The organism is Paenibacillus sp. P46E, from assembly GCF_001909095.1.
In the GTDB taxonomy this organism is placed as follows: Bacteria; Bacillota; Bacilli; order Paenibacillales; family Paenibacillaceae; genus Paenibacillus_AQ; species Paenibacillus_AQ helianthi.
This window is the reverse complement of the sequence record NZ_LVYZ01000014.1, coordinates 1-24,592: the sequence shown is the minus strand read 5'-3', so window position 1 is coordinate 24,592 and position 24,592 is coordinate 1. Positions and strand designations below refer to the sequence as shown.

Sequence of the window (24,592 nt, the reverse complement as noted above, 5' to 3'; positions counted from 1 at the left end):
CAGGCTAGTCATTATTTTTATTATTGTTGGATTCAAGAATGGCCTTATCCAGCTCCAGCTGCGTTTTTGTCGTAGCCAGGTTTAGCCCCAGATTCGTAATATCATTACTGTATTTACTGACTACAAAAGCCTTAACCGTGTAATTAGGATTGGCGGCACCGTCACTTACATTGAAGCTCGCGGAATAGGTTCCCGTATTCACTTTAAGATTGGCGGCAACGATGCTGACAGGTGTTGTTCCGTCAAACAGTTCAAAGATGATTGTCTGATTGCCAATCGCATCTTCGTCATGGGCATTGTTATACAAATTCATGCTTGCCGTAATTCCGTTACTGCTGCTTATTACCGGAGCTGTTGTATAGAATACTTCGGAGGATTTATAAGCTCTTCCGTCAAAATATTTGCTGCTGAACCCCTCAGCATCAACGGATACCCGGTAGAAGTGCCCTTGTTGAAAGACTTCCTTGGCGAAGGTGAGCTTGCCCTCATTAAGCGTATATTCCGAACTGTTCAATTGTCTGTATACATCAATATTTTCATCATAAATCCGGACCACTCTAACATGTTCTCTCCACAGGACGTTGTCTGTGAAAGTAAACTCGCTTGCAGTATTGCTGAAGAAATACCCTGTTATTTCCGGCGTATTGTATGCAATCTCTGCTTCTACTGCGCTATTTCGGCTAGTGTCGTAAGCATTGCTCAAGACATTTGCAGCCACCTTCACTTTTATAGAACCGACCTGCTGTGCATTATGGAAGATGATATTGATCTGATGGCCTTCTACATAGACAACATCCAGAGGGTCCAAAGCTGTATAAGTAACACCATGATCTGTAGAGATTGTAATTTGCTCATTGAGATGGGATATTCCATCGACCAGGGTCTGATCAACCAAATCAGTATCAGAATTAAACCCTAAGCTCAAAAAACGACCGTCATTGGAGAAATACCCGTTATTCATGGATAGTCCTGAAAGGGACGGATAAAGCCAGTTCGTAGACACATGTGCTTTGATTATATTGCCGGCTGTGTCCTGGAAGTGATCTGGGTAGAACTGAAAGTAATACTGATAACCCGTGAGAGGGTGCGGAAAATGAAGTGTTACCTTAGGTCCGGAAAAATTCACAGAAATATCTGAGGGAAGACTGTAGACCCAGTTCTGGCTGTTGTACCATTGCACATTCTGCAGAAAGCTTGCCGCATCAGCCTTAGCACTGACTACATCCTCATCAAAAGTAAGGATGACATCCTGCTTATCCGCGGATACATAGGAATACAAATAGTTAGGCGCTGTTGTATCTGCCGGGTTGGGGTCAATTCCATCACCCGCTTTAATTAAAGGGGTGAGCTGGGGTTCGCCCTGTACGTTACCGTATTGATCTTTAATCGCTTCGCCGTTAATCACAATTTGGCTGTCCGTTCCTGTCAGTGCCTCTGCAAAATGAAGATGCAGCTTACCCGATTCGATGGCGGCTTCATCCTGGGAGACAAGCCCTTTCCAATTGTTATTGGTATTCGAGCCTTTCACTACATAAATATAGCTTCTAAGGTTACCGTCCGTGTTATCCAGAACATTCTCATCAAACGTGAGGACGACATCATGATTGTTATTGCTGATGAGAGCTCCTTGAACAACGGGAGGGCTGACATGGAGGTTCAACTCTGCATTGAGATTGCCTGCGGAATCCATGAGCGTGCCGCCGGCGATTCGAATCACTGTAGCTGAGCCCAGAATGACTTTCATATCATTATCATAGTTCAAGTATATTTGTGCGTACCCGTTCTTATAGACAGATGCTTGCAGTCCTGCAACAGGCACAAAATGAACTCCATCTGTCGCCACACTTAACCGGCTGGCCAGAAAATCATTGACCTCGGAATCGTCCAACCCTTCCGGGGCGTTGATCGTGAAGTCTTCATCGAAGTTCAGCCGCACAGCATTTCCTGCCTTGGAGATAGCACCGGTAAAAGCAGGCGGGGCCACATCCAGCGCAGTAATTTCTGTGAGCGTAATATCTTCCGCCGATGGAACCTCCTGCTTGTTCATGATAGAGCCGCCTGCCACCTTAATGGCATTGGATGAGCCAGTAAGCGGAGTACCGAGTGTAATGACAAGTTCACCGTCAGCATTCATGCTGATTTCATTCGTAGCGCTGTCCGCATGGAGTGGGGTGAACGCAGTGGAGCCGGAACGTTCAATCTCAATATTCGACATTAAATCTTCCAGGCTACGGGTTGGGAGAGCGTAAGTATTAAATGTCACGGTTACAGCTGTATTGCCGGAGGTAACTGCCGCCGCTGCAGAATCTATCGGAGGGATGGCTTGTATGGCGTATCCCTTTCCGGGTGACAGCGTTGCAACGGTCATGACTGTGAGCACGATTGCCAACATTTTGGATACATTTTGTTTGAATCTCAGCTTGCTTTTTGTAGTACTTCCTACCATTTGGATACCTCACTCCTAAATTTTAGTATTTAAAATTGATATTATTAATCAGTATAGCTGCCCCCAATGACACGAAAATGACAAACTTCAGCAAAAAAGACCCTCTAGTCTTCGAGAGTCTTTTATCGGCTATTTTGTTCCTGGCTGCGCTGCTGATTTCCCCAATCCCCTTCATTTTCAGCCTATGACACTTCCAAGGTGGTTGTATTCTTAGTATGCTGATTATATATTAGAGGCAAGATGTAAGACTTTAGACCCAAAAAACATTCATAATGACTAATAATAGCAGGAAGGTGTAATTTATTGGGTTTCGTGGTATGGATTGATCTCATTTTATTCTTCATTCTGTTCGCACTATTCGTCTATATTTTCGTTACCGTTAACATCACGAAGCTGCATAAAGTTTATTTAGCCTTCCATTTCACTATGATGATATGGCCCTTTTGCCAGTTTGCCATTAAAACAACGGATCATCCTACCTATCAGTTATTTTATGTCAAGGCTGCATTTGTAGATTCGGCACTGCTGAGCACAGGTTGGATCTTTTTCACAATTCTGCTGACCGGACAAACCCGGCTTCTGCACCGCAAAATCATACTGCCGCTGTCGATTCCGGTGATATTAACCGCTGCCGGCATCATCATCAATCCCCACAGCTGGTTTGTGCAGCCGGTAAATGGCGGTTATATTCAGAGAACCTATGGCCCTCTTTTCTGGCTCTTCATTGCCGTGGTTTTTATCCAGGTGACTGCTTCACTGTATGTAATCTCTGCCGCACTGGTCCAGGACATGACCCCGCGTGTGCGCAAGCAAGTAATGCTGGTACTCAAAGGCCTTCTGTCCATAACCTTATTTATTCTGCTGGATATCCTGCTTAATGTGGTTCTGGACCCGTATCTGCCGGTCATCCCGGGATTGACCTCACTGGGAATTTTATTATCGGCTACTTTTTTTGTGATTTCCATCAACCGCGACAAAGTATTTGATATCGTAACCATAGCCCATCAGGATGTAATGGACACGATTGGACATGGGATTCTCGTGCTTGATGAATATGACAACGTGGTTGAGATTAACCGTTCCCTGCATCCTCATCTGCATCTCAAGCGGGGCGAACGGTTTAGCATCCATTTTATTTTTTCGGAACTGTCGCCAGCCATCGAAACGTTCATTCAGACGTATTGCGAACATCCGCTGGAGCGTATCGAAATTGAAATTTTCCATTCGGGTATCCAACGTTATCTAAACATACAGTCTGCGCCTATTATTATCAGCGAATCACAGGTGGGACGGATCATCACGTTTCAGGACATGACTGAGCTGAAACAGCTGATTCATGAGACCAATCACCAGAACATGGCCCTGCAGGAACGCAACCATTCATTAATTGAGATCCAACAGGAGCTGTTCGAGAAAAACCGGCAGCTGCAGCAAATGGCCCTCACAGACAGCCTCACCGGCTGCTATAACCGCCATTATCTGACGCAGCATCTGGAGGATGAAATGGGCCGAAACAGGAAAGAGCATATCCCCTTTGCACTTATTTTGCTGGATATCGATTTCTTCAAGTCGGTGAATGATACTTACGGACACTTAGCCGGCGATGAAGTCCTCTGCCATACGGTGGAGGCATTGAAAGAGGAACTCCGTCCATCCGACGTTTTAGCGCGTTATGGCGGGGAAGAATTTATGGTGTATTTGCCGGATATCGCTCATTCTGAAGCCCAGCGTGTAGCCGAGCGGGTCAAAGCACGGGTTGAAATGAATCAGATTAGGATTGCAAACGTTGCCGAGCCTGTGTCGGTTACTGTCAGCATGGGGCTCCTGAGCATCAGCAGCTTCTCTCCGGGCAACAACCTGTTCGAAGAGGTAGACCAAGCGCTGTACCAGGCCAAAAATAAAGGACGCAACCGAATTGTCCATATCGCATACTGATACTGCTCTAATTATCATTCAACGGCTTCTTTTGGGGGTAATGTAAGTACAACACATAACTGCAAACAGAGAGGAAGTCGTGTATGACGCAGGCTATGATTATTGTGAACCCCTCTTCCGGCAAGGAGGAAGCCCCGGATTATGTCAGTAGTACCGAAGAGCTGCTGAGGAGTCAGGGTTATGAGGTTACGGTTAAGGAGACGCAAAAAGAAGGGGATGCCACTGAATATTGCGTTGCTGCTTGTGAAGCCAAAGCCGATCTGGTGGTGTCTATCGGAGGAGATGGAACGCTTCATGAAACAATCAACGGCCTGTCCGGCCAGTCACACCAGCCGAAGCTGGGGGTTATCCCCCTCGGGACGGTGAATGACTTTGCCCGCGCGCTGCAGATTCCGCTGACTCCGGAAGAAGCCATTCATACACTGGCCTCCTCCCGGGTGCAGCGGGTAGACGCAGGCAGACTAAACGGCCGGCTGTTCGTCAACGTGGTCGCTGCCGGGCCGCTGGCCGAATCCCTGTCTTCCGTATCTTCGCATGACAAATCCAGATTCGGCGCTCTGGCCTATTTCAAAGAAGGTATCAAAGAGCTGGCCGGCAACGCCGCCCATCCGCTTACTATACGGCATGATGGAAACACTTGGGTCGGTGAAACTCCACTGTTCCTTGCTGCACTGACCAATTCCGTAGGGGGTTTCGAGAAACTGGCCCCGGATGCCACTGTTGATGACGGACTGCTCCACTGCTACATCATTAAGGATCTGCATTTCCTCAACACGCTTACGGTCAGTCTCTCTTTATTGCTCGGCACGCTCAAGAACCACAAGGACGTGGATTATTTCACTGCAAGAGAAGTAACCGTAAGCTCGGCAGATGTCATGAGGACCAACGTGGACGGCGAAGAAGGCCCGGCTCTGCCGATCCGGCTGAGCGTACTCCCCCGCCATATTCAGGTAGTGGTGCCGGAGGAGGGGTGAACACGGCCACTACCCGGTTCTGACCCTGCCGCATGATACGAGCTCAGCCGGCCTCCCGGCCCGCTTATCTCCATTACTGTCCTCTTAATACAGCTTAGGCAGCTTGTCCAGGGTGATCGCGTATTCATGGTGGTAGGCCCGGCGCAGCTCCTCTTGTGTATTCCATTCCTCAGATGCACCGTATTCATTAGACCAGGTCATATACCATGTCCACGGAATTCTTGTTTCAGACAGCTGGGACATACTCGGAATCACGCCTATTTCGCCGAGTGACGTGATTTTGGGGGACGGCGTAATCTGAACCAGTTCCTCGTATTCCGGACGCAGATCTGTGTGGACATGCTTCGGCGGGTACAGGTCTCTGGAGATCACGTCGGTTACATCATCACCCGGATAGCCCTCCACGAGCGGCGAGTTCCACACCCAGATCAGGTTATTCAGCTGGTGATGATTGGTGTATCTGTCGTACATAATCCGGTACAGCTTCGCTGCAACCTCAGGTCCCTTGGCTCCCCACCAGAACCACGTACCCTCGGATTCATGGAACGGACGCCACAGGATAGGGATCTGCTTGTCACAAAATTCTTTCAGAATTCCCGCCATCACATCCATGTCCGACAGCAGCGCTTCGTATTCTTCCGTTCCTTCTATGACAGCCTTGGAGGCGTCAAAGGTGGTGTTCTCCGCATAAAAACCCTTAGCCCAGCTGCCAAAAGGTGAAAACCAGTGCCACGTAAATGTAACTAACCCCCTGCGGCCCAGTGCCCAATCCCATGCATTATCCAGTGTATTCTTGTTCTCTTCCACTTCCAGCATGCATTCTGGGGTGGTCTTCTCGACATTGATATTAGGCGAATACGCCAGCAGCTCAAATCCGCAAAGAGCAGGCAGCTTGCCGGTCACCTCTTCGATATAACGCAGCTCCTTCTGCACAGTGGTCTGGGTATGCTGCCCCGTAAGAATTCCCTTACCGGAAATATCGCTAAGATACTTCAAGACGCTCCGGACCTCTTCCGAGGCGTTTGGATTGCAGGGGGTATAATGCTTTAACGTTGCCATTGTAGTGTATCTCTCCTTTTATTTATTTGTTATTATTTTGTTATTGCATTGTTATAAATTCACCATAATTTTAATCTGTATCCGTTTACAGGTCAATGTATAAAATGGGCTGATCCGCTATTGCTGCAATGACACCGGCTGATATAGTATGGAATATATAACCAAAGGGCACTGCTTCCCTGGCTACGCTAGAGACAACCCCGCTGCTTTTGCAGCGGGGTTGTCCTATTTTAATGAAAGGTGGAGGTTTACATGACAACCGGCAAAGAGAACCGCATGATTTTAACGAAAGAGGACTTAGTCACCCAATTCACAAACTGCGGCCTCACCAAAGGGCAGCATATCTTCGTACATGCTTCCTTAAGCCAACTGGGCTATGTTGTAGGAGGACCCGAAACTATCATCCGTTCACTCCTTGAAATCGTGGGTGAAGAAGGCACTCTGATGATGCCTTCCCAGACCTGGAAGAATCTCGATCCATCCACAGGTGTCCACTGGGACGCGCCTGCCGAAGGGTGGCCCCTAATCCGGGAACACTGGCCAGCCTATAATAAAGAAATTACGCCGTCTATAGGGATGGGTGCTGTGGCCGAAATGTTCCGTACATGGCCGGGGGCTGCGCGCTCAGATCATCCGGCCCGCTCCGTCGCCGCGGTAGGCAAGTACGCTGAATATCTTACGCAGGGCCATGACTTAAGCAATATTTTCGGCTCAGGCTCTCCGCTGGATAAGCTGTATCAGTTACATGGTTATGTACTCTTGGCAGGCGTCGGCTATGATAAAAACACTTCTTTGCATCTGGCAGAGACCAGGGCAGACTTCACTTCCAAGAAATGGGTCTGTGAGAGCAGTGCCATCCTGGTGGAAGGCAAGCGCAAGTGGGTGACTTACGAAACCCAGGCTGTTGAAGATGAGGATTTTATCCGGTTAGGAGAAGCGTATGACCAAGAAATGAAGGTTCCGGTATATAAAGTCGGGCAGGCCGATATCCGGTTTCTGGAACAACGTCCTCTGGTGGATTGGGCTGCTTCATGGATGGAGAAAAACAGGCTGTAAACGCTCACTTACCCTCCTCCGGCACGTACTCCCTCAGCTTCCCTTGATAGATCAGCTCCAGCCGTTCACTCTGCCGGAAATCATCCGGCGTAACGAGCGCAGGCAGCTTGTTCCACAGCTTGATGCCGGACCGGTCCAGAATTTCCGCAACAAACTGCGAGCAGAAGTAAGAGTTGCTGAATTCAACGGGTTCCTTGAGGGCAATGCCAATGACGCCCAGCATGTTATAGAGGTACTTTTGGCGGCTGCGGATGAAGATGTGCAGGACCCGGCGCATTTTCTCGACCTCACGTCCTGAAACATGCAGCTTGTAGATCACACAGGTGGTATTCGGATATTTGCTGAAGGTGCCTGTCCGTAGATCTTCATGTACAAAGCCGCCATTCAGGGGATTACTCGGATTCTTCCGGCCGAAGCTGTACAGCTCTGTAAGCTCACGGTCAAACGAGATGGAGGCGTGGTTGTAAGGCGCTTTGGTATAGCCTTGAATAAGCTTCGTGAACAGTGTCCCCGTATTCGTGAGCAGGATATAGACCGAATGATCAGCTTCCATATACAGAAAGTCCCCTTATCGAAGTGTCAAAATCACATGCAACTTGTACTTTTTAATATATTAACATATGATTCCTTTGTTGGAATCCTATCCTGCGACAAGTTGGTGATGGCTTGAACAGTTCACTCGTTACATTCGTGCTTATCTTCACCGCTTTATCCGCCATTCATTTGCTCTACATCCTGGTAAGCAGACTGCAGAAGGATAAGGATTACTCGGGAATTGGCTTCCGGATCAAAACCTGGTGGGGCATGCTCTTCATCTTCTGCCTGGCCACATTGATCAATCCGGTCGTGTCCCTGCTGTCCCTGATGGCACTATCCTTCTTTGCACTGAAAGAATATTTCTCCATGATCCGTACCCGAAAAGCGGACCGCCGGCTGTTCCTGTGGGCCTACCTGTCCATTCCGCTGCAGTTCTACTGGATCTACATAGAGTGGTATGGCATGTTCATCGTCTTCATCCCGGTATATGTCTTCCTGCTTCTGCCGCTGCCCCGGCTCATCAACAAAGGCACGCTCGGATTCCTGCGCAGCGTAAGCGCCACCCAGTGGGGGCTGATGCTCATGGTGTTCGGTCTCAGCCACCTGGCCTACTTCCAATTTGCCACACCGGAGTATGGCGCGGGGCTGGTGCTGTTCCTGGTAGTGCTCACGCAGCTGAATGATGCCGTACATTATCTGGCTTCAATCTATTTCGGCAAACGCAAAGTCGTTCCGACCGCCAACCCGAATCTGACCTGGGAGGGCTTCGCCTGTGCATTTGTGGCAACTACAGGGGTATCGTACCTGATCTACCCTTACTTCACGCCGCTGACCCCGATCTTCGGTCTGTTCTCCGGCGTGCTGATCAGTCTGGCCGGATTCTTCGGCAGCTTAACGGTGTCTGTGCTGAAGCGCGATTTGCTCATCGGCGATGATGACAAATTCGCTGCCCTGCAGACAAGCTACCTGAGCCGCGTCGACAGCCTGGCCTACACCTCACCGGTGTTCTTCCATGTGATCCGGTACTTTTTTGATTTTATGTAACAGCTGTGGGCCGAAGTGGAAAAGGTAGACCTACTCCGTATCTCCCCACTCCCAAACAGGCTCTAGTGGAAAAAAGTAGACCTATTCTGGACGAACAACCTCATATCTAATGAATTCATTGAGAATAAGTATACAAAATCCCACTAATCGCCGCTGCGAGGCAAATTCCCGCAGATTAGTGCTACTTATTCCACTTCGTTCTTCGATAACTAGCAGAAACGGCCCCTCTCCATCCACTGGAGAGGGGCCGCTTGTTATTTAATTTGTAGCTTCACTCGGAGCGTCAGGCGGGGTGCCGCCTGTTCCGCCTTGAGGTGGTGTACCGCCAGCGCCGCGATCCGGTCTGGTGCCTCCGCCGCCACCAAAGCCACCACCAGGGCCACGGCCGGTGTTAGCCGTTGTGACACCTGATTCGTTAAGCCAGGTTACGCTGCTGGAGATTTCGAACGCCACTACCTGAGTGCCTCCGCTGTACTCACCGTCTGTGTACAATCCGTCCACTGCGGTGCCTGTCGAGATGCCGCCTGTTGAGAGGGTATAGGACCCGTCCTTCTTCAGATCAGGGGAGCTGACAACGACTGAGCGGAAATTCTTGGAGGGTGCGAAGGTCAGGATGGTGTTGCCGTCGCTGTCCTCCAGATGAACCATAGTGCCTGACTGCTGATCTGCCGTGAAGCTCATGCTGACCGAGTACTGGCCGGAATCCTCGCTTGGTGCCTGGGCCATGCCGGCGCTGCCCGCAGCGACCAGGAAGCCGCCGGTCATATCGAAGGTGCCGTCATAATCCAGCGGGCCGTTACCGTCATTGGTAGGACCATTAACGATGGCGGTTCCCCCTGTCATCTTGACAGATCCGTTGGAATCCAGGCCATCACCTGTGGAATCAACGGTTATCGTTCCCCCGCTGATCGTAAGCATGTTGCTGCCGGAGCTGGTGAACTGATCCTGCTGCGCTGTTCCCTGCGCAGCATTCGTATCATTCCCGCCAGAAACGTTCACACCGTCATCGGAAGCGACTACGTGGATTTCTCCGCCGGCAATCGTGATATTGCCGCCTTCAATACCTTCATAACTCTTGGTAATATCGATGGTGCCGCCGGACAAGGAGGTCAGGCTGTCTGCATGGATGCCGTCATCTCCCGCAGTTATCTTGAATTCACCGTCCGTAACGGAGACATTGCCGTTGCTGTGCAGCGCATCATCTGCAGAATTAAGTGTGAAGCTGCCGCCATTCACAGTAAGATCTCCACCGGATTTCAGCCCTTTGGCGCTCGTAGATTCCGTTTCAGCCGTGGTGGTGGTTGCTACTGCTGTAGTCACTGATGCTGTAGTCACCGTTGCTGTATCCGTCGCAGCTGCAGCCGTAGTTTTCGCCGGCGTAGCATCGGATGTTGCTGCTGAGGTTCCGTCTACTGCACCCTGACCACCGAAGCCGCCCTGACCGCCACCCATGCCCATACCGCCCGGACCTTGCTCACTCGTCTTCGCCTCTGCATTCTCATAGCCGCCATTCGTCACGATGTTAAATGTCCCGCCGTCAATCACTTCTGCCGTCTCCGACTGAATGCCGTCGTTACCCGCCGTAATATTGAATGTTCCGGCTGCAATCGCCACGAAGCCTTTGGCTGTATCCTCGTCATTGGTGGACTTGATGCCGTCGCCTTCTGCCTTGATGGTAATATTTCCGTCCTTCACCGCTACCAGATCCTTGCCCACGATTCCGTCATCTGCTGCCGTAATAGTCAGGGTGCCGCCCACAATTTTCAGGTCGTCCTTGCTAGAAATGCCGTCCTTGTAGCTGCCGGTAACCGTTAGCTTGCCGGTTCCGTTAATCGTCAGATCAGCTTTGCTGAAGACAGCCGCACCGGGTTCATCCGTGGTACTATCGGCGAACACATAGGTCGCCCCGTCTGAGACGCTGTTCTCCGTACCTTCCTGCAGAGTGATCACAACCTTGCCTGCTTCCTTAATGTAGACAGGAGCACTGTCGCTATCCTTCAGGTTCACACCGTTCAGCACCAGCCGAACGGTTCCTTTGGCCTGCTCATCCACAATAATCTGCCCGTCACTTAGTGACCCGGTGAGGATATAAGTTCCCGCTTCGGTGATCGTTACCGATCCATCCTTGGCTGTAGCACCAGCACCTTCGATCTTCGCTGTCGTCCCTGCAAGGGTAATACCGGTTGAAGCATCTGCCGTCCAGTCTGTAGTGGTATCGTCTTCGTCATACGCTACCAGGTCAGTCGTCTTGACGTTTGCCAGAGCTACAGCAGCAGTGGTTCCGCTCTGTGCACTAGTTGTAACGGCTGTACCTGTTGCCGCACGGTTCGTGGTATTGGTATTCGCTCCGGAAATTGTGCTGCACGCCGTCATGAGTGCCGCGCTCAGCAGCACCATCCCTATCTTGCTTCCTGTAATGAAATTCTTCATATATCATCATTCCCTTCGATTTTAGTACTCCGTGGGGGTTGGACTCATGGTCAGCGACAGATCGAGATTGCCGTTCCGGGTGCGGACCGCATCCAGGAGTTCCTTCTGGCTCGTGTACTCATCAATCGTAACGTCGTAGACCAGCTCGTATAAGCTGCCCAGCTCGGTGGTTCTAATCTTTTTCAGCTCATAGCGGACATTGAATTTCTCGAACACTTCAGCAAAAGCCTCTTCATACCCCAAATCCTCGGGAATGGTCACCTTCAGCGTCTTCTGCTGTGACTTTCTTACGCCGAAGCCGGTGCGGTTCAGGATGAACATCAGCACGCAGAGAATGAGGGTGAACAGTATCGCGTAGCCGAAGGAGCCGACCCCGCAGGCCAGGCCCGAAGCCATGGTGAACAGAACAAATGTGATGTCCTTCGGATCGCCAGGCGCGCTGCGGAAGCGGATAATCGAGAAGGCACCGGCAAGGCTGAAGGCGCGGGCTACGTTGCTGCCAATCAGCAGAATAATGATCGCTACAATCACCGGCAGCAGGACCATCGTCAGCGTGAAGCTTTGCGAATATCCCCCCGGATTGGTCTTCATATAGGTGAAGCTGATTATTCCGCCGAGTGCAATCGCTATAAGTATGGTTAGAATCGCGTTGATAAAGGTTAATTCTGTTGTCGCGGTAGCGGCTGAGAAAATAGAGTCAAGCATAAAGGGCACTCTCCGTTTCTATTCTGCTGTTCTTGAGCATTTTTTTATATTCATTGCCGTATTTGGAGAAGCTGGTGCGGTACATTTGGTGCTCCGAGAGCATCTTGGCCAGCCAGACCGGAATCGTCTTCTCGGCCTTCACTTCCATCAGCCATTGCCCCGGTTCCAGCAGAGGTTCGCCATAGGCACCGCGCTCCAGCTTCACATCGTACCGCCGGCTTCTGATATTCGTGTCGAAGGTGATCCGCAAATCACGGTTATTTTTGCAGAAAAGCGCTTTGCGGTCATAGGACAGATACAGCTTGGGCTGCAGATCGTACCGGGTTAGCATGTACTTGATCTCCCCGATCACCTGCTTGTTCATGTAATCCTTGAATTCCGGCTCCACACCTGTGGCGACGAAATCGTAAGCCTCCTGCAGCTTCAGCGAGGTTCTTCTTTTATTGACCAGGCCGAACACCTTTTTTTTAATTTCCAGATACACCTTGGTGTCCTGGTTGGGGGTGCCGTAGGCTCTTATGCGGAGCTTCTCCTTGTATTTCGGCTTCGCCAGGCTGCTGCGGATCAGGGAATCGTGAGCGGTGTCATAATAAAGATTCGTAATCGGGTAGAATTCATGCTGCTTGTTGTAATCGTCTGGCTCCATATATTCCAGCAGAGCATGGTAGAGTTTCAGATAAGCAGCATGATCGAGCAGATATTTGTTCTCGTATCGGTTGAATACCTCAATCGCCATAGGGTTCAGATCCTTTCGTAGTGGAGTGCTTCATAAGTGCTTATATGTGCTGTATGTGTGTGTTCCATGTGCGTCCCGCTTGCTTATGAATGTATCTTAGTCCCGGAACCTTTAATGAATCTTAAATGAGTTTACACCCCCTTGATCTTTTTACATGGGCTTAACAAATGGGCTGTACTCCCAGGATTCTTACATCTATAGCGCTACCTGCACAGAAAATCCGGTTAAGGTTGGTTAAAGGTAGTCTTGCTATAATGACTTAAGTAATCAGCAAACTTTCGATGCAGAGGATGGGCATACCCATGAGGATATTAATAGTGGAAGACGAAGTGCATCTGGCGGAAGCCTTGACTCAAATATTGAAGAAACAGAACTACTCCGTGGACGCGGTCCATGACGGAAGATCGGGGCTGGACTATGCTCAGAGCGGGATCTATGACCTGCTGCTGCTGGATATTATGTTGCCGGAAATGGATGGAATCACTGTGCTGAAGAAGCTCCGCGGCGAAGGTGTATCCACGCCTGTTATCATGCTGACCGCCAAAGGTGAGATTACCGATATGGTGACAGGGCTTGATTATGGAGCCGATGATTATATCGCCAAGCCCTTCTCGTCGGAGGAGCTGATGGCCAGAATACGTGCGGCGCTGCGGCGCAAAGGAGAGGTCATCCCGGATGATGCCCTGAAGCTGGGGGATATGGAGCTGAATACGGCGAACCTGCGCCTCTCTGTAAAGGGCAAGGAGATCAAGCTGAATCTGAAGGAGAACGAGCTGCTGGAGCTGCTGATCCTGAGGAAGCAGGCGGTAACCTCGAAGGAGCAGATCATCGAGAAGCTGTGGGGCTTCGACTCCGAGGCAGAGCATAATAACGTGGAGGTATACATCTCTTTTTTGCGGAAAAAACTGACCTTCCTGAACTCGGAGGTACGCATTAACACGATTCGAAACGTCGGCTATGTATTAGAGGTGACCCGCTGATGTTCACTAAGCTCAGAAACCGGTTCTTAATTCTTAATCTGACCACCATCTCTGTGATGATGCTGATTGCCTTCGCCACGATCTATGTGATCATGTACCTGAATGTGAAGAACGACATTAATATGGATTTGCACCGGATTGCAGACTACCAGCAGAAAGGCCCGGGCGATGCAGGTCATCCAGGCTCCGTTAACGGGATTCCACTCATAGGCAACGGGCCCATGCAGGGCGGCAATCAGCCGCCGGAGCGCTCCATCTCCTTCACGGTGACTACCGACTCAACCGGGAAGCTGATCGATAAGCAATCCAAATTTACGATGGACGAGGAATTCTATACGGCTGCGCTGAAGGAGGCCCTAAGCATAGGCAAGGACATCGGACGGTTCACTCTGGATGACAGCCGGTGGATCTTCACGGTCAAGCATGTTGGCGGCGGGGAAATCATTGTCTTCCTGGATATCACCGCCCAGCAGAAAATCCTTACCAACCTGATCTATACCTTCACTGCTGTCGGCCTTCTGATGCTGATCATTCTCTACTTCACCAGCCGCTTCTTCGCTAACCGCTCGATTGCGCCGGTCCGGGAAGCCTTTGACAAGCAGAAGCAGTTCATCGCCGATGCCTCCCATGAGCTGAAGACACCACTGACGATCATTAATACCAATGCCGACGTGCTGCTGTCGAACAGTGACGATACGATCCGCAATCAGGCGAAGTGGCTGCAGTATATCAAATCGGAGACGGAGCGGATGACCCGGCTGACCAATGATCTGCTGTACCTGACAGAAATGGACGATACCCGGACAAGCATGATCCACAGCAGGTTCAATATGAGCGATGCCGTAGAGAATATCATTTTGACCATGGAGGCCGTCATTTTTGAGAAGCATATTTCTTTCGAATATGATATCGAACCGGACCTGACCGTGCAGGGCAACAGCGAGCAGCTCATGCAGGTGGTCATGATTCTTCTGGATAACGCCGTGAAATACACCAATCCCAAGGGCTCGGTAGCGGTCACGCTAAAAAAACAGAATACCGATGTGCTGCTGGGCGTCTCGAACACCGGGGATGGCATTGCTGCGGAGCATTTGACCCGTATCTTCGACCGCTTCTATCGTACGGATAATTCCCGAGCGCGCAAGCAGGGCGGTTACGGCCTGGGCCTCGCCATCGCCAAGTCGATTGTGGATCAGCACAAGGGGAAGATATATGCCAAAAGTGTGGCCGGGGAGTCTACTTCATTCTATGTACTACTCTCTTAAGAGGCAGAGGCCTGCAGAGTTTATGTTAGATTATATAACACATAATCCATTAATCAGGCTGTTATAAGCATAAAAATTAATATTTTTAAATTTTTATGTTATAGTTGTTGACATTTCTTATCGAGCTAATTATATTGACAATATAAGATTTCAACGACACAACATTGTGTCAACGAAGGACGCAGGCCGTTTCTGCCCACAATGCTGTGGCCGGATAGCTTGTTGCACCGGTATTCTTACATCACTTATACAGTCAGTCACGATGACGTGGCTGCAATTGGCAACGGGGCCGATTAACAAGATCCGCGAGTCTGCGGGTTCTGTCAGTCGGCCCTTTTTTGTCGATTCACTTACTTGGGGTTCAATTAAAGGAGGATGTCAGCAATGGAAGCAAAGAGTTTTCGCAAGGCGGGTCATGCCCCGAGTTTGTTCTCAGCTTTTATGTACTTTGACGTAAGCTTTATGATTTGGGTGCTGTGCGGAGCTCTATCGCTCTACATTACCAAGGACTTCGGATTGTCAGATACCCAAAAGGCAGCCATGGTCGCCATTCCGATCCTCGGCGGCTCGATATTCCGGATTCCAATGGGCATTCTGGCTGACCGCATCGGCAGTAAAAAAGCAGGCCTGCTCGGGATGTTCCTCACCATTATCCCTCTTCTGTGGGGCTGGCTGGGCGGAACCAGCCTGCTACAGATTCATATGATCGGATTCCTGCTCGGTTTTGCAGGTGCAAGCTTTGCCGTATCGCTGTCTCTTGCAAGCCGCTGGTACCCTCCGCAATATCAGGGGCTGGCGATGGGCATTGCGGGTGCAGGGAACAGCGGAACCGCGCTGGCTACCTTTTTCGGGCCGCAGATCGCCCAGGCCTATGGATGGCACAGTGTGTTTGGGATTGCGCTGATTCCTCTGGCAATCGTGATGATTCTCTTTGCTATATTGGCTAAAGACGCCCCGAATGCCCCTGCACCCAAGCCGCTCAAAGACTACCTCAGCGTCTTCAGACATGCGGATACCTGGTGGTTCTCGATGTTCTATGCCATTACCTTCGGCGGGTTTGTCGGATTCGCCAACTATGCGAGCATCTTCTTCTATGATGTGTACGGCGACGGTGTACACTCTGGGGGCCTGACCAAAATTCAGGTGGGATACCTGGTCACCATCACCGTTATTGCGGGCAGCTTCTTCCGGCCTTTAGGCGGCTGGATCGCGGACCGGATTGGCGGCATGCGGCTGCTTCTTGTTCTGTACAGTGTCATTTCGGTATGTGCTTTTGCCATTGCATCCATGCCCGGCTCATTCCTGGTGATGCTGCTCTATACCAGCGTGATGATGGCCTGCCTCGGGATGGGGAACGGCTCGGTCTTTCAGATCATCCCTCAGCGCTTCTCCAGCGAGATCGGAGTCATTACCGGAATTGTCGGTGCTGCCGGAGGTCTTGGCGGATATTTGCTGCCGACGTATGTCCTGGGCCCGCTGAAGCAGTCCACAGGCTCACAGGTCACCGGATTTCTGGTGGTCGGCTCCATCGTACTCCTTACCACCCTTATCTTCTACGCTGTAACAAGATCCTGGAGAAAGTCCTGGGCGAAGGCGGAATCAGGGGTTAATTTCTAACAGCTTATACAGAAAACTTCGGGGCGGTGAACTCACATGACAACTGGCTTAATCAAAAGCGTCTGTCCATACTGCGGGGTTGGCTGCGGGATCGTACTCGAAGTATCGGATAACCGGGTGGTCAAAATCACCGGAGACAAGGAACATCCGGCCAACTTCGGCCGGCTGTGCACCAAAGGCAGTACGGCAGCAGCCGCGATCACTGAATCGGGCCGGATGGAGTATGCCTACAACCGCCCTTCCCGGGGGACTGAACCTGTAAAAATGGAAATCAATACAGCCATCCGCGAAACCGCGCAGCGGCTGCGCAGCATTCTGGAGGAACACGGTCCGGACGCCCTCTCCGTCTATGTATCGGGCCAAATGTCGCTGGAGGCTCAGTACCTGATTAACAAACTGGCCAAGGGCTTCATCCGGACACCGAATATTGAGTCCAATTCACGTCTGTGTATGGCAGGTGCCGGCAACGGCTACAAGCTCTCCCTGGGAGCGGATGGGCCTCCGGGTTCTTATCAGGATATGGATCAGACAGATTTATTCTTCGTTATCGGCGCCAATATGGCCGATTGCCATCCGATTCTGTTCCTGCGGATGATGGACCGGGTGAAGAGCGGAGCCAAGCTGATTGTCGTGGACCCCCGGCGGACGGTTACTGCGGAGAAAGCAGACCTGTTCATGCAGATCAGACCCGGAACGGATCTCGCCCTGCTGAACGGCCTGCTGCATTTACTTGTGAAGAACGGACATACGGACCCGGCCTTTATCGCCCGGTTCACCTCGGGTTTTGAGAGTATGGAGGCATTCCTGGAGGACTACCCGCCGGATAAAGTCTCCGAAATTACCGGCATCCCGGAAGCGGATATCCGGCAAGCGGCTGATTGGATCGGTGAGGCGCCGGAGTGGATGTCCTGCTGGACTATGGGTCTCAACCAGAGCATTCACGGCACCTGGCACACGAATGCTATCTGCAACCTGCATCTGGCTACAGGAGCCATCTGCCGTCCGGGGAGCGGCCCCTTCTCACTCACCGGCCAGCCCAATGCCATGGGCGGGCGGGAGATGGGCTACATGGGGCCGGGCTTGCCCGGACAGCGTTCTCTGGTGTCTGAGGCTGACCGCAGCTTCATAGAGAAGCTGTGGGAAATCCCCCAAGGCACTCTTCGAACGGATGTCAGCGGCGGTACCATTTCCATGTTCGAAAGCATGATCACAGGCAAGATCAAAGCCTGCTGGATCATCTGTACCAATCCGGTGGCTACCGTCCCCAACCGCAGGAAGGTCATTGCTGCCCTGGAAGCGGCGGAGCTGGTCATTACCCAGGACAGCTTCCTGGATACCGAGACCAACCGGTATGCGGATATCCTGCTGCCCGGAGCCTTATGGGCTGAAGGTGAAGGGGTGATGATTAATTCGGAGCGCAACCTGACCCTGATGCAGCAAGCCGTCGAGCCGCCCGGAGAGGCCATGCCGGACTGGCAGCTTATCGCCAGGGTCGCCGCTGAAATGGGCTATGCGGAGGCTTTCTCCTACTCTTCATCGGAAGAGGTCTATGCGGAAATCCAGCAAGCCTGGAATCCGAAAACAGGATACGACCTACGCGGGGCGACCTACGCACGGCTCCGGGAGACACCAGTACAATGGCCTAGTGGGCCGGATCAGCCGAGCGACCGGAATCCCATCCGGTATCTGAACCGTCAAGGCGGCACAGCACAGATCGAGCTTTCAGATGGCAGTTCGCCGGATCTCGTGTTCCCGACAGAAAACGGAAAGGCCGTATTCTGGGCACGCCCGTATATGCCGCCTGCAGAGATGCCGGACAGCGAGTACTCCTTTGTGCTGAATTCGGGCCGCTTGCAGCACCAGTGGCATACGCTGACCAAAACCGGCAAGGTTCCAAAGCTCAATAAATTGAACCCGGGGCCCTTTGTAGAAATTCACCCGGAAGACGCAGCGGTGCTGGGAATTAAAGACCGGGAGCCGGTGGAGCTCCGTTCGCGGCGGGGGCTGGCCATTCTCCCGGCGGTCCTTTCAGACCGTGTTCGCCCCGGCAACTGTTTTGCCCCTTTTCACTGGAATGATGTCTTTGGATCACAGCTGGCGGTCAATGACGTTACCAATGATGCCGTTGACCCTATGTCCTTACAGCCCGAGTTGAAATTCTGCGCTGTGTCACTCGTCAAGGCGGCTGGCCAGCCCGCCGGGGAACCGCATACGCCGGATATGGACAGCAATCCGGCTTCAACCCCAGCCGGCGCTGAGACCGCCAGCCCGAAGGAGGCCATAACGATGAAGCAGCTCGACACGCTCGCTGGCGTACTTGGGATTGAAGCCCCTGCCGCCCTGACTCTGGATCACCATGAACAGGCATATCTGTCCGGCTTCATCACTAGCCTGCGCACCGAGGCTGGCCGCTCTGCTTCCGGTATTCCGGTTCTGCCGCCCACCGCACCTTTTGAAGCACCCACCCGCTTCTATGTGGATGGCCTGCTCGCGGGCATGTTCTCCCGGACTTCGGTACCCGGAGCAGAAGCTTACTCCAGAACTGAACCGTTACCGACTTCGGCCCCTGCAGAGGCTGCCCCGTTCCCGGAGAGTACCGTTACAACCAAACTTCCCGTAACCATCCTTTGGGCCTCACAGACCGGAAATGCGGAGGGTGCAGCCATTGACTGCGCCAAGAAGCTACAGCAAGCCGGTTATGATGTGCGGCTCGTAAATATGAATCAATATGCCGTGAGTGATCTGGCAGGGAACCGGTTTGTCCTGTTCATTGCCAGCACCTTCGGAGCCGGCGATCCTCCGGACAATGGAGAAAGTTTCTTCCAATCGCTCAAGGCAGAGAATGCCCCACAGCTTCAGGATCTGCATTATGCCGTGCTCGCTTTCGGGGATTCCAATTACGATCTCTTTTGCGGCTTCGGGCGGAATCTGGACACCCGTCTCGCGGAGCTTGGCGCACAGCGGCTGCTTGATTGTGCCCATTGCGATACAGACTTTCAGGAGCAGGTGGATGCATGGACGAGTGATATTTCAGCACTGTTGAGCGGATTTGCAGGCAACCCGAAGCCCAGTATACCTGCCGCAGCAAGCGGTATCTCGTCCACTTCGGCCACTGTATCCGTCCCGGTTGCCCCAGGTTCGGAACCACGCGGATATCACCGGAACCACCCGGTACCTTCACGGCTGCTATTCAAGCAGAATCTGAACCAAGCCGGATCTGAAAAAGAAACCCGCCACTACGCCTTCGACCTCACGCCTGCCGGAGTGCAGTTCGAAGCAGGCGATGCACTGGGCGTGTGGCCTGCCAATTGCCCAGATCTGGCCCGCAGTCTGCTGCATACGCTGGGCATTGAGCCCTCTACCCCGGTAAGGGTCAAAGGCCAGGGAGAAATGCCGGTAACCGAAGCACTGCTGCGTCATTTCGAGATTGCCCGGGTGACACCGGATATGCTCCGGTTCATCCGGGACCGCGCTCAGGATGCCCGGTTAAGCAAACTCCTCGACAGTGAGAACCTGACGGAGCTCAAGCAATGGCTGTGGGGCCGTCAACTGATCGATGTGCTGCAGGAATACCCGGTTTCCCTCAGCGCACAGGAGCTTGCGGAACAGCTCAAGCCTTTGCAGCCCCGCCTCTATTCGATTTCTTCCAGCCCGAAAGCCAATCCGAACGAGGTCCATATTACAGTGTCCACCGTTCGTTACGAGAATAACGGCAATGCCCGTAAGGGAGTATGCTCCACATTTCTCGCAGACCTCGCTACAGAGGATACGGACATTCCCATTTTCATTCACAAGAATGCCCATTTCCGCCCGCCAGCTAATCCCGATGCCCCGATGATTATGGTCGGTCCGGGTACAGGCATCGCTCCGTTCCGCGGCTTCCTGCAGGATCGGAAGGCAGCCGGGGCGAAGGGCAAGAATTGGCTGATCTTCGGGGAACAGCGGGAAGACCGTGATTTTTATTTCCGCGATGAGCTTGAAGCTCTCCGCAAAGAAGGCTTTCTGCATCGGCTGGATACTGCTTTTTCGCGTGATCAGGCGGACAAAATCTATGTACAGCACCGAATCCTTGAGCATGGAGCCGAGCTCTGGGCCTGGCTTCAGGACGGCGCGCACTTCTACGTGTGCGGAGATGCCCAGCAAATGGCCAAAGAAGTAGATGCCGCACTGAAGACGGTAATCCGGCAGCACGGCGGCATGACAGCGGATGAAGCGAATCATTATGTGCAAGAAATGTCGTTAACCAAGCGGTATGCGCGGGATGTCTATTAAGCAGACTATGGATCAGTGGGTGCATAAATAAGAATGTTGGATTCCAAGGAAAATAATGCATAAGATTGTCCGGTAACGATCAACCTACAGGTTAGCGTCCTTGCGGCGCGCTAATCACAGGAGGCGATCCATCAATGGCAAAGCCGGATAACCGGGCAGACAATGTTGAGCATTTACAGCAAAGTATTCAGCACACCATGCAGAACCTGCATGAAGCTGAAGACTATTTGAACGAATTCTCTTCTGAAATCAGCAGCAAAGAACGTGAGCAGATCGAAGCCAAGAACGAACGCCGTAAAGAGAGCATTAATGGCTTCCGCGAGGAAGTTAAGGACGAAGCCGCGCATTCCGAAGAATAGTATAGTAAATGCCAGTTCAAGCGAAAACGGCGGTTCACCCGGATCATTCCGGGCCGAACCGCCATTTCGCTTAGGTAATGAAGTCTACAGACCATTGTATCCAATACTCCAGGAATCGCAATTCATTAGAATCCTTCCAAAACCACTTTACCGACCGTTCTTTCCGTTTCCAGCATAGCATGCGCTTTACGCAGATTCTCTGCATTGATGGGCCTCAGCGTTTCATTCGTCGTCGTCCGGATCACACCAGCGTCTACGAGGCGTGCCACTTCATTCAGCAGCTTGTGCTGCTCTATCATGTCCGGCGTTTGGTAGGTGGAGCGGGTGAACATCAATTCCCAGGCGAACGTGACGCTTTTGTTCTTCAGCAAGGTCAGGTTCAGTAATTCCTCCGTCTCCACAATCGAGCATATTTTGCCTTGCGGTGCGATCGCCTCTGCCATATTCGCCCAGTGCTTCCCGGTACTGTTCAAGCAGAGCACATAGTCCACTTGATCGAATCCGGCAGCCTTTAATTGCGGAACGAACGCCTCGAAATGATTGATGATGTGATCCGCTCCAAGCGCCTTCGCCCAGCTCACGGATTCCGGCCGGGATGCAGTGCCAATAACTGTCAGGCCAGAGTTCTTCGCCAATTGTATGGCAATCGATCCAACGCCACCCGCTGCTCCGATAATCAAAAGCGTCTTGCCTGCATTGTCAGCCTTGCTCAGGGAAACGCCCAGCCGGTCGTACAAGCTTTCCCAGGCGGTAATCGAGGTTAACGGCAAAGCCGCGGCCTGTGCAAAGTCCAGTGTGGACGGCTTCACACCAACAATCCGCTCATCCACCAGATGAAACTCGCTGTTCCCGCCGGGACGTATAATGCTTCCGGCATAGTACACTTCGTCGCCAGGACGGAACAAGGTGGATTCCGGGCCAACCTGTTCAACCACGCCCGCAACATCCCAGCCCAGCACTTTCGGTACGCTCTCCTCACGGTTTTTGGGTGAACGGACTTTATAGTCCACAGGATTCACGGAGACCGCTTGTACCCTCACCAGCAGATCCCGGCCCGTCGGGCTAGGCTTGTCCACTTCCACGTCGATCAGACTCTCCGGATTTTCAATGGGCAAATATTTATACAGGCCTACGGCTTTCATGGTTTCCTTCGTCATTGTTATTCTCTCCTTTGTATGGGGTTACGTGCTAACTTGCTTATACTGGCAGTTTAATGTATACACCACATTTCCGGAAGTACGCACATTATTGTGATCTAGTATCAAAACGTATACTATATGGGGAGCATTTCAATTAGGAGGGTTACCCTTTTTGGTGTGATTCGCTGAGTATAGGCGTAAATAATGACTTTAGTAAGCATTTTAGGGTGATAGTGTCGCGGCCGCTGCCGGGATAGGCAGCGTCAAAAATGGCGTCGTCCAGTCGATTGACGGTGGCATTCACGACACGAACAAGGTGACTTTCTGGAATATCTTCTTCCAGATCGATCGGCAAGCAAAGTTGGTCCATGGTATATTGAAAAAGAAACCTCTCCTTTGAAATGGTTGTGTGGTAACTCCATTTTACCAAAGGATGGTTTCTTTTCGTGATTTTAGAAAGATTTGAAGAAACTTTTTCCGCTTAAACAGCGGAGAGGACGGAACGATTGTGGAAAAGTGGTAGCGATCGCCTTTGTCCCCGGATTTTCACCGCGAAGGAGAATAAATAAAATCTGGGGACAACAGCGATTGGAACAACGGTCCGTTCGCGGAGCGTCCACCCAAGGGCTCACGTTGATCCTACTCCAAAATAAGGGGAAGAGCATTAAGTTCACGGATATATTTCTGTATTAATAGCGGTTTACTGTATAGTTGTTCCCGTAATTATTATCCCAATACGTTTGTCCATTTGCGGTGTAGGAGATAGCGTAATGAATTTGCGTAACACTTGGGTCAATATTGTTAAAGCTGAAATCCCAGATTTCTACGCTGCCATCGGAGTTCGCCGGTATGGAGTAGCTGGCGTATCCTTCCCTGGTTGTATTCCAGTTATCGGTTGTATATTTGATTTTAACCTCTTTGCTGTAGGCTAAATTTTTGACATATACACTTCCCGAGAAGGTGTTCTCATATAAATCATAGTAAGCGCGAAAAACGTTCGGTTTACCAAGAATGGTTGAACTTTCATTAAAACGGCTGACGGAATAGTTTTGTCCGTTGTTACTGTCCCAATACGTTTGTCCATTGACTTCATACTTAATTGCAAATTGAATCGTTTGGGCATTTGTGAGCTGCGGATTATTATTGCTCATGTTATCGGTGGAAACCATAAAACTCCATTTTTCATGCGTGGAGTCCGTTGGGCCTTGATAGGAGGCGTTCGTATCATACCACTGACCGTCTCCAGGAGAATAGTGAATAGTTACAGTTTTTTGGTTGCTCAGGTTGCTTACTTCGATATTGCCGCTGAATCCAACGTATCCATACTTGTAAATATATAGATTGGCTGAAGTCAGTTGAACAGGCTGGTCACTGGCAAAGACCGATTGTGCAAACGTTAGCACAAAAACAGCTGCCAAAACCAAAATCGATACACTCTTCTTCATCTTCTTGAACATTTTACGTCATCTCCTATTTCTCGGTATGAATTTCAGGATAAATATACCATATAATATTCCAATAATAAACATATTTTATGTTATTTTCGATGAAATGGATATGATTAGTTTTCGCGAATAAGAACGTAATGGCAATCGTTTGCGCATTTTGCGTAATCTTTTGAACATAAGAATATCTCTGGAACACAGCGATTGGAACAACGGTCCGTTCGCGGAGCGACCACCCAAGTGCCCACGTTGATCCTACTTAAAAACAAGGGGCAATCCCAAGCAGCCATTACCTGGCTTTTTATACGAAAATGAACACTCCAAAATGCACAAAAAGACCCTCTGCCTCTAAGGATGGGAGTGTCAATTTTTTTTATAAGGTTTCTACAGATTCAACCTTGACGATGAATCCCTGGGCCTCAATTTTCTTTACCCAGTAATCGACGGAGGACTTGGATGAGGTTAAGTAGTCCCAACCTTCTTCACGATAGGTTCTACTGTCCTTGAGCATATGGTAGATCATTCGAAGGATAAGATGAGCTGTTGCTATGGTTGCTTTTTTTTGCCCTCGTCGTTTCTGTATACGATAAAAG

17 protein-coding genes and 2 pseudogenes are annotated in these 24,592 nt (G+C 51.1%); 9 read left to right on the top strand and 10 right to left on the bottom strand.

Translation table 11 applies throughout. The features are described 5' to 3' along the window. Positions 1 to 4: 4 nt before the first annotated feature. Positions 5 to 2,446: a hemoblobin-interacting domain-containing protein gene (locus tag A3849_RS03650; RefSeq protein ID WP_074110211.1), complete on the bottom strand. Its 2,442-nt coding sequence runs from the start codon at positions 2,444 to 2,446 to the stop codon at positions 5 to 7. A gap of 312 nt (positions 2,447 to 2,758) precedes the next feature. Here A3849_RS03650 and A3849_RS03645 point away from each other — a divergent pair, with 312 nt between their 5' ends. Continuing rightward, on the top strand, positions 2,759 to 4,381 hold the full coding sequence (locus A3849_RS03645) for a histidine kinase N-terminal 7TM domain-containing diguanylate cyclase (protein WP_256700645.1): 1,623 nt from the start codon (positions 2,759 to 2,761) through the stop codon (positions 4,379 to 4,381). 83 nt (positions 4,382 to 4,464) lie between these two features. Further along, a complete protein-coding gene (locus tag A3849_RS03640) occupies positions 4,465 to 5,355 on the top strand; it encodes a diacylglycerol/lipid kinase family protein (RefSeq protein WP_074110209.1) in 891 nt (296 codons plus the stop codon). 84 nt (positions 5,356 to 5,439) lie between these two features. Here the strand turns inward: A3849_RS03640 and A3849_RS03635 are convergent, their stop codons facing one another. Next, entirely contained in the window at positions 5,440 to 6,414 is a 975-nt protein-coding gene (locus A3849_RS03635) for a glycosyl hydrolase (protein ID WP_074110208.1), read from the bottom strand. Between the two features lie 252 nt (positions 6,415 to 6,666). On the opposite strand from A3849_RS03635, the gene A3849_RS03630 reads away from it, so the two are divergent. Further along, entirely contained in the window at positions 6,667 to 7,470 is an 804-nt protein-coding gene (locus A3849_RS03630; RefSeq protein ID WP_074110207.1) for an AAC(3) family N-acetyltransferase, read from the top strand. A gap of 4 nt (positions 7,471 to 7,474) precedes the next feature. On the opposite strand, the gene A3849_RS03625 is transcribed toward A3849_RS03630, so the two are convergent. Then, positions 7,475 to 8,023 carry a hypothetical protein gene (locus A3849_RS03625; protein WP_074110206.1) on the bottom strand — a complete coding sequence of 183 codons (549 nt, stop codon included), beginning with the start codon at positions 8,021 to 8,023 and terminating at the stop codon, positions 7,475 to 7,477. Between the two features lie 113 nt (positions 8,024 to 8,136). On the opposite strand from A3849_RS03625, the gene A3849_RS03620 reads away from it, so the two are divergent. After that, positions 8,137 to 9,051: a phosphatidate cytidylyltransferase gene (locus tag A3849_RS03620; RefSeq protein ID WP_074110205.1), complete on the top strand. Its 915-nt coding sequence runs from the start codon at positions 8,137 to 8,139 to the stop codon at positions 9,049 to 9,051. A gap of 258 nt (positions 9,052 to 9,309) precedes the next feature. Here A3849_RS03620 and A3849_RS03615 read toward each other — a convergent pair whose 3' ends face one another. The 3 genes from A3849_RS03615 to A3849_RS03605 are packed head-to-tail and all read right to left on the bottom strand — an operon-like array spanning position 9,310 to position 12,922. Further along, on the bottom strand, positions 9,310 to 11,481 hold the full coding sequence (locus A3849_RS03615) for a carbohydrate-binding domain-containing protein (RefSeq protein WP_074110204.1): 2,172 nt from the start codon (positions 11,479 to 11,481) through the stop codon (positions 9,310 to 9,312). Positions 11,482 to 11,502: 21 nt separating this feature from the next. Then, a complete protein-coding gene (locus A3849_RS03610; RefSeq protein ID WP_074110203.1) occupies positions 11,503 to 12,186 on the bottom strand; it encodes a DUF4956 domain-containing protein in 684 nt (227 codons plus the stop codon). Continuing rightward, a complete protein-coding gene (locus A3849_RS03605) occupies positions 12,179 to 12,922 on the bottom strand; it encodes a polyphosphate polymerase domain-containing protein (RefSeq protein ID WP_074110202.1) in 744 nt (247 codons plus the stop codon). The genes A3849_RS03610 and A3849_RS03605 overlap by 8 nt, the downstream gene beginning before the upstream one ends. A 302-nt stretch (positions 12,923 to 13,224) precedes the next feature. Here A3849_RS03605 and A3849_RS03600 point away from each other — a divergent pair, with 302 nt between their 5' ends. The 5 genes from A3849_RS03600 (at position 13,225) to tlp (ending at position 21,415) form a co-directional block, all read left to right on the top strand. Continuing rightward, the gene (locus A3849_RS03600) at positions 13,225 to 13,902 is read left to right on the top strand and encodes a response regulator transcription factor (protein WP_074110201.1); all 678 of its coding nucleotides are present in this window, start codon (positions 13,225 to 13,227) and stop codon (positions 13,900 to 13,902) included. Next, positions 13,902 to 15,167, top strand: a complete 1,266-nt coding sequence (locus A3849_RS03595) for a sensor histidine kinase (RefSeq protein ID WP_074110200.1) — start codon at positions 13,902 to 13,904, stop codon at positions 15,165 to 15,167. Before A3849_RS03600 ends, A3849_RS03595 begins: the two co-directional genes overlap by 1 nt. Positions 15,168 to 15,551: 384 nt before the next feature. Next, on the top strand, positions 15,552 to 16,784 hold the full coding sequence (locus A3849_RS03590) for an MFS transporter (protein WP_074110199.1): 1,233 nt from the start codon (positions 15,552 to 15,554) through the stop codon (positions 16,782 to 16,784). A 36-nt stretch (positions 16,785 to 16,820) separates the two neighbouring features. After that, the gene (locus A3849_RS03585) at positions 16,821 to 21,056 is read left to right on the top strand and encodes a bifunctional nitrate reductase/sulfite reductase flavoprotein subunit alpha (protein ID WP_074110198.1); all 4,236 of its coding nucleotides are present in this window, start codon (positions 16,821 to 16,823) and stop codon (positions 21,054 to 21,056) included. A 134-nt stretch (positions 21,057 to 21,190) separates the two neighbouring features. Beyond that, a complete protein-coding gene (gene tlp, locus A3849_RS03580) occupies positions 21,191 to 21,415 on the top strand; it encodes a small acid-soluble spore protein Tlp (RefSeq protein WP_074110197.1) in 225 nt (74 codons plus the stop codon). A gap of 125 nt (positions 21,416 to 21,540) precedes the next feature. On the opposite strand, the gene A3849_RS03575 is transcribed toward tlp, so the two are convergent. The 4 genes and pseudogenes from A3849_RS03575 to A3849_RS32700 form a co-directional block, all read right to left on the bottom strand. After that, positions 21,541 to 22,572: a zinc-binding alcohol dehydrogenase family protein gene (locus tag A3849_RS03575; protein WP_074110196.1), complete on the bottom strand. Its 1,032-nt coding sequence runs from the start codon at positions 22,570 to 22,572 to the stop codon at positions 21,541 to 21,543. Between the two features lie 149 nt (positions 22,573 to 22,721). Next, positions 22,722 to 22,924, bottom strand: a pseudogene (locus tag A3849_RS34095) (transposase); the annotation flags it as partial. A 319-nt stretch (positions 22,925 to 23,243) separates the two neighbouring features. Further along, the gene (locus A3849_RS03565; RefSeq protein ID WP_074110195.1) at positions 23,244 to 24,011 is read right to left on the bottom strand and encodes a carbohydrate-binding protein; all 768 of its coding nucleotides are present in this window, start codon (positions 24,009 to 24,011) and stop codon (positions 23,244 to 23,246) included. 361 nt (positions 24,012 to 24,372) lie between these two features. After that, positions 24,373 to 24,592: pseudogene (locus A3849_RS32700) on the bottom strand (IS110 family transposase); the annotation flags it as partial.

What these genes read in the sequence shown, in the direction of transcription:
- A3849_RS03595 (WP_074110200.1), top strand. Translation starts at nt 13,902, where the DNA reads ATGTTCACTAAGCTCAGAAACCGGTTCTTAATTCTTAATCTGACCACC.
- A3849_RS03575 (WP_074110196.1), bottom strand. Translation starts at nt 22,572, where the DNA reads ATGACGAAGGAAACCATGAAAGCCGTAGGCCTGTATAAATATTTGCCC.
- A3849_RS03615 (WP_074110204.1), bottom strand. Translation starts at nt 11,481, where the DNA reads ATGAAGAATTTCATTACAGGAAGCAAGATAGGGATGGTGCTGCTGAGC.
- tlp (WP_074110197.1), top strand. Translation starts at nt 21,191, where the DNA reads ATGGCAAAGCCGGATAACCGGGCAGACAATGTTGAGCATTTACAGCAA.
- A3849_RS03630 (WP_074110207.1), top strand. Translation starts at nt 6,667, where the DNA reads ATGACAACCGGCAAAGAGAACCGCATGATTTTAACGAAAGAGGACTTA.
- A3849_RS03600 (WP_074110201.1), top strand. Translation starts at nt 13,225, where the DNA reads ATGAGGATATTAATAGTGGAAGACGAAGTGCATCTGGCGGAAGCCTTG.
- A3849_RS03605 (WP_074110202.1), bottom strand. Translation starts at nt 12,922, where the DNA reads ATGGCGATTGAGGTATTCAACCGATACGAGAACAAATATCTGCTCGAT.
- A3849_RS03625 (WP_074110206.1), bottom strand. Translation starts at nt 8,023, where the DNA reads ATGGAAGCTGATCATTCGGTCTATATCCTGCTCACGAATACGGGGACA.
- A3849_RS03590 (WP_074110199.1), top strand. Translation starts at nt 15,552, where the DNA reads ATGGAAGCAAAGAGTTTTCGCAAGGCGGGTCATGCCCCGAGTTTGTTC.
- A3849_RS03610 (WP_074110203.1), bottom strand. Translation starts at nt 12,186, where the DNA reads ATGCTTGACTCTATTTTCTCAGCCGCTACCGCGACAACAGAATTAACC.
- A3849_RS03650 (WP_074110211.1), bottom strand. Translation starts at nt 2,446, where the DNA reads ATGGTAGGAAGTACTACAAAAAGCAAGCTGAGATTCAAACAAAATGTA.
- A3849_RS03585 (WP_074110198.1), top strand. Translation starts at nt 16,821, where the DNA reads ATGACAACTGGCTTAATCAAAAGCGTCTGTCCATACTGCGGGGTTGGC.
- A3849_RS03565 (WP_074110195.1), bottom strand. Translation starts at nt 24,011, where the DNA reads ATGTTCAAGAAGATGAAGAAGAGTGTATCGATTTTGGTTTTGGCAGCT.
- A3849_RS03640 (WP_074110209.1), top strand. Translation starts at nt 4,465, where the DNA reads ATGACGCAGGCTATGATTATTGTGAACCCCTCTTCCGGCAAGGAGGAA.
- A3849_RS03635 (WP_074110208.1), bottom strand. Translation starts at nt 6,414, where the DNA reads ATGGCAACGTTAAAGCATTATACCCCCTGCAATCCAAACGCCTCGGAA.